At 38.3% G+C, this 4,887-nt stretch carries 6 protein-coding genes; all 6 read left to right on the top strand.

From position 1 onward, the window contains the following. Window positions 1–332: 332 nt before the first annotated feature. Entirely contained in the window at window positions 333–743 is a 411-nt protein-coding gene (locus tag N1032_RS22025; RefSeq protein WP_259542340.1) for a hypothetical protein, read from the top strand. 853 nt (window positions 744–1,596) lie between these two features. After that, a complete protein-coding gene (locus N1032_RS22020; RefSeq protein WP_259542339.1) occupies window positions 1,597–2,139 on the top strand; it encodes a hypothetical protein in 543 nt (180 codons plus the stop codon). 10 nt (window positions 2,140–2,149) lie between these two features. Beyond that, the gene (locus N1032_RS22015) at window positions 2,150–2,314 is read left to right on the top strand and encodes a hypothetical protein (RefSeq protein ID WP_259542338.1); all 165 of its coding nucleotides are present in this window, start codon (window positions 2,150–2,152) and stop codon (window positions 2,312–2,314) included. A 60-nt stretch (window positions 2,315–2,374) separates the two neighbouring features. After that, window positions 2,375–3,172, top strand: coding sequence for a hypothetical protein (locus N1032_RS22010; RefSeq protein ID WP_259542337.1), 798 nt, complete (start codon window positions 2,375–2,377; stop codon window positions 3,170–3,172). Between the two features lie 259 nt (window positions 3,173–3,431). After that, window positions 3,432–3,704, top strand: a complete 273-nt coding sequence (locus N1032_RS22005; protein WP_259542336.1) for a hypothetical protein — start codon at window positions 3,432–3,434, stop codon at window positions 3,702–3,704. A 922-nt stretch (window positions 3,705–4,626) separates the two neighbouring features. Next, the coding region (locus N1032_RS22000; protein WP_259542335.1) for a hypothetical protein at window positions 4,627–4,887 on the top strand (261 nt) is incomplete at its 3' end.

Here is a 4,887-nt window from a genome sequence, read left to right as displayed (position 1 = left end):
CGTCTAACCCTGAGACTGATGGAACTCACTCTCACATACTTTGAGATAGTTCTTGAAAACCACATACAACAAAAAAATACGATTGTAGAACAAATGCGAGAGTTGTCGACGAACTTGACCTAAATGGCGATTACTCAATTACCGAAATGTTCGCACACAACATTTTTGGAACTTCATATCTTGAAGCAATACCACTTCAAATTACGCAGAATATTACTTGAAGATTAAGTGATGTTCCATTAATCGGTGGTTTCCTTGAAAAACTAACATTTGGAGTTCCTATCGGTTGAAATAACCAAGCAATTAGACTTAAAGCAGAAAATATATGACTAATGATTCCTGCCTCAATAGCAGAGTTTGGAAATGTCCTAATGGGAAAACCTAACAACAAGGGACTAACACCATTAGAAGTATTTACGGGTAAGGGACAAGGCGAACAATTTGAAGTATCGGGTGTAAATGACACCGGTTCAGTTATAAAGGTATCTCTAACTGATTTGTTTACTATTGTTAAAGGTGGAAAAACTTACACATTCAACACTTTACATTTAGGACAAAAGAGACCTACCAAAGACGAAAACGGACAAGATGTTACTTTCACTGACGAATACTTGCTATGGGACAACACTTGTAAACCTGCTCCAAGAAAAGTGGCCGGTTATGTAATTGACGCTGCTACAAATAAAACACTTTCCAAAACGAATTATCGTAGAACATTCTTTGTTGAAAATTATCAAGACTGAACGGGAACATACAAGTCGCAATCAAGTTTCACAAACTCAATTAGAGACTGAAACAACACGATTAAAATGTCTAAGTGAGAAAGTTTGTCACTGACACCGGTTCACTACCCAGAAGTAATTGTAGACCCAACTCCACCGACAACAAACTACCCGGTAATTGCTATTCCTCAATTAGAGTTATCGGCACAAGCATACCAAGTGCCATTAGGAGATATTGACGCCGACGACAATAGATTACCAGATATTTTCAACTATGAACCACAACATATGGGAAGTAGGAATGGTGGAACTACAAGCAAGACATATAGCATTAGTTGAGATACAACGCCATATGGTGGTTTAACAGTGTTTTTACAAAACTACAAGTCAATTAAAATTAACTTCTACAAAACACTAACGCAATCTAATACGCCAATGGAAGTTGACATATCACAATTTACTTCAAGTGAAATAGCACTTACAAGTATTTCGTTGCCAAGACAACAATATCGTTATAGAGTTTGAAATGACACCGGTTCAAACGTAAATATCAACACTGATAAACCTTTCGTTGATAGACTTTTGACAAGCACAATAAACACCTACCCAAAATTGATTAAAGATGGAAACAACATTAAATTAGAAATTACCATCACTTCAACTTGAACTTGAAACCAAGACTGACGTATACTCTACTACCAAAACTATAAAGACGACATGGCAATTATCAATGACGCAGTTTATTCAAACCAATATGAAACAATTTCGTCAAACCAAGTTTACGCCAACCCAAAACCAATAATTTAACCTTTCGGGGTTTTTTTGTTGTATAATTTAATTACGGAACGTGCTACCGGTAAACACGGGAGGAATTATGAAAATAATCACAATAGGCAGTGGCAACGCCGTAAGAATGCCAAAAATGCTCTTTGCTCCAAACGCCGACGGGTCATATACAAAAGAGGAAGTTGAAAAACTGATTCAAGAGAAAGCAGACGCTTCGTATAAGGCCGGTCTTGAAAAAGCGAAATTGGAAAAGGAATCAAACGAACTCGAAACGCTAAGAAAAGAAAAAGCGGAAAGAGAACAAAAAGATTTATTTGACACAATTAAATCGAATCTTGGAACTGACGAGGTTAAAGCAACCGGTGTTAAGTCATTTGGTATGTTTACCGAAAAATACCACGATAGACTTAACGGGAAATCGGGAAATGCTTTGGCACAAGAAGTAAACAAGATTAAGGCGGAACTCACAAAGAACAAAAACGAGGAACAACTTGAAGCGTTTTTTGGAGTTACCGAAGTAAACGCAGACGAAGCAATTAAACGTGCTCTGCTACTTGGTGGAAAAAAGGACGAGGGGAAAACAAACCTTTCAAACGAATTCTACCCTGGAACAACAATTAGAAAAAAATAAGGAGAACAATATGTCTAAAAACAAAATTTATAAAATTGGAGTAAGAATGCCAATGGCAAACTTTGCTCCAACTGCCGGAACAGTGACAAACATTATTGGTCTTGTCAACCAACACGAAGCGGATATCAACACAAAGGTTCTTGAAAACCTACAACACAACTCACTTGGTATTTGAAACTCTGCTACACCAGAGAACCCAACATCAGTTGCCAACGCCGGAACTTATGTATTCAAAGTGGTAAAACTCGTTCAATTTGGAGCATACACTGCCGCTACTCGTAAAGACGCTGCCGACCTACCAAAACTTGAAGTTAAGGTTAAAGCAGACGTAGAACTCGCAGAAATCGCAAGAACTGAAATCGAACAACTTGACTCGGCTATTATCGCCGACGCCGAAGCGTTTACATCATTTGTTGCCCGTTCACACGGAACATCAATGACTGCCCTACTTGACGCTCACTACATCGACCTTGCCGTTAAAACTGCCATCGCAGCAAAAGCAACAAGAGAAATCATTAACGCCGACTTTGACGACCTTGACACTCTACAAAAGAGAGAGGGAGCATACAGACAAGTTGCGAGAGCACAAGTTGAAGTTTCAAGACAACTTACATCTTACGACCTTGGTTCAAAACCAGAGGACTACGCAACATTCCTACACATGAACGTAATCAACGACTTCATTCTTGCTACTGCCAAGGGTGGAGCAGTCTCAACTGAATCAGTTAGAGAACTTGCTACAAGAATCGGTGGTTATGCTCTTGGCGGACTTGGACTTGTTAAAGACCACGTATTCCTTGGACAAAACGTCACAAAAGGTAAATTCTCAAAAGATACCGACTTTGACTTCTCAGAAGTATACGGAGTTACGGCACACAAGGAAGCACTATTTATCGCCCTTAACGGACTTACAACACGTGCTACCGTTGACACAAACTCAGGTAACGACATTCTAATCACTAAGTTCAACCTTTACAAAAAGGCAATTAGACCAGAACTTGTTAGAGTATTTAGAACAGTCGCTTCTGCTTAATAAGAATTCCCTTAGGGGAGTTTTTTTATCAAACACACATAAAACACACAAAGACCTAAAATGTGTGCTATAATCAATTATGGGAGGAATGGACTCCTCCCGACGTTATTATTCAATTCTCACTAAAAACCATTTTTCATATCAGTTAGGTCTCAACGCCTAACTTTTCATTTATAATTTAGTTATGTGAAACCTATTTGAGTTTATGTTTGAAATGTTTTTGAAAGACACTGCGTTCGTCCAAAGAATCGCAAAGATTATGAAAGGTCAGTCGGCCGTAATTTTCAAGATGTTTATGAAAGACCCTCAAAAGTTCGCCGAGGAACTTGGTAAACTTGGAGTTCAAGGTCGTAAGGAGTTTCGTGAGGCAATAGACAAAGCGAGAGAGAAGTATGAAATATTTACCGAACCAGGTAAGGCAATGGAGAAAGCAGTCAACAAGGCAACTACCAAAGTTCAAAAGGAAGCAGAAGCAAAAGCAAAGGCAATTATGAAAGGGGACTCCGACCAAAGTTCATTAAGTTCGTCGTGATTAGTCCACGGACTTTGAGAACCGGTTTCTCCTCTTGGCGGAAGTGGAGACTTAACAATAACTACCAAAACCGGAGATTCATACACTTACCCTGGTGTCCCTAAGGCAGTGTGAGAGGCAATGAAGTTGGCAACCGGCCGTAATGGTTCGGGAGCAGGGTCGGTATTTTGAACGATGTTCCTACACTCATTCAAGAAGTCTACATTCGGTCAGTTACAAGCAAGAGTATTCAAATTGGCAGGAGTGAAATCAATGAGTCCAACCAAACTCGCCAAACTACTCGGTGGAAAATAATTTTAGAAAATTTTGCGATTTTCTTTTTTTTGTGTATAATATCTTTGTGGATGTCGGAGCAACGCATCCCACGGAGCAACAATTATGAAAAAATGAAATTGAGAACAAAAAGAACTGATAAACGAAATTTATGTATTGGAACAAGTAAAAAAACAACTTAACCCAGAGTCTTCATACATTGAAACAATCAACAAAACAATCAAAAGACTTGAAAACGAGTGCGAAAAAGCAGGGAATAAATAATGTCAGTTTATTTAGTTTACATTATTGGTTGGGGAAAAAAAGAATTGATAAAAATTTTCAAAGACTATGACGACGCTATTGAATTTTCAAAAGAAAAGAAAGCAGAAAATATTTCATTTGAATACGAAATAGAAAATTGGAGTTTACAATAATGAATCTACCGGTTAGAAAATTTATGTCACTCGATTCCCTTAGTGAATTCTTGGCGGAGGAAAACCCCTCATACAACGAGGAAATGTTAATCTTGGCACAAGAAGACTTTGAAAGCGATTACGACGACCAATGAGAACCTATTTACGATTCTAATGGGTATCTGCTCGGTTATCTTGAAATCATTTAGCACCTTAGGGTGTTTTTTTGTATAATTTACTTATAGGAGGCAAAAATGGCCGTAAATAAAGCACACATCAGTTTATCGTATTTCAATGACGATTTTGGTTATTCAAAAATTAAAGAGGGGAACATCACGGACGACAACATCAAGTTCTTTATCGATAGAGCGTCGCAATATGTTAATGGTAATGTTGTTGGTAATGCCATCAACGCCGGAATTAGGAATGGACTATACGAGCAAGACGCAGATGGTAATCTAACCATCAAAGACCAAACTTTGGCGGACTTGGACTTCCAAAAGGAAAAGTTGGAG

Origin of the sequence: Herbiconiux daphne (assembly GCF_024979295.1) — a bacterium.
GTDB lineage: Bacteria > Actinomycetota > Actinomycetes > Actinomycetales > Microbacteriaceae > Herbiconiux > Herbiconiux daphnes.
Note: the sequence above shows the minus strand (reverse complement) of the source record. Positions and strands in the feature narration are given on the sequence as shown.

Excerpts from the sequence above, each read along its gene's own strand:
- N1032_RS22025 (WP_259542340.1), top strand. The coding sequence starts at position 333 with ATGATTCCTGCCTCAATAGCAGAGTTTGGAAATGTCCTAATGGGAAAA.
- N1032_RS22020 (WP_259542339.1), top strand. The coding sequence starts at position 1,597 with ATGAAAATAATCACAATAGGCAGTGGCAACGCCGTAAGAATGCCAAAA.
- N1032_RS22015 (WP_259542338.1), top strand. The coding sequence starts at position 2,150 with ATGTCTAAAAACAAAATTTATAAAATTGGAGTAAGAATGCCAATGGCA.
- N1032_RS22005 (WP_259542336.1), top strand. The coding sequence starts at position 3,432 with ATGAAAGGTCAGTCGGCCGTAATTTTCAAGATGTTTATGAAAGACCCT.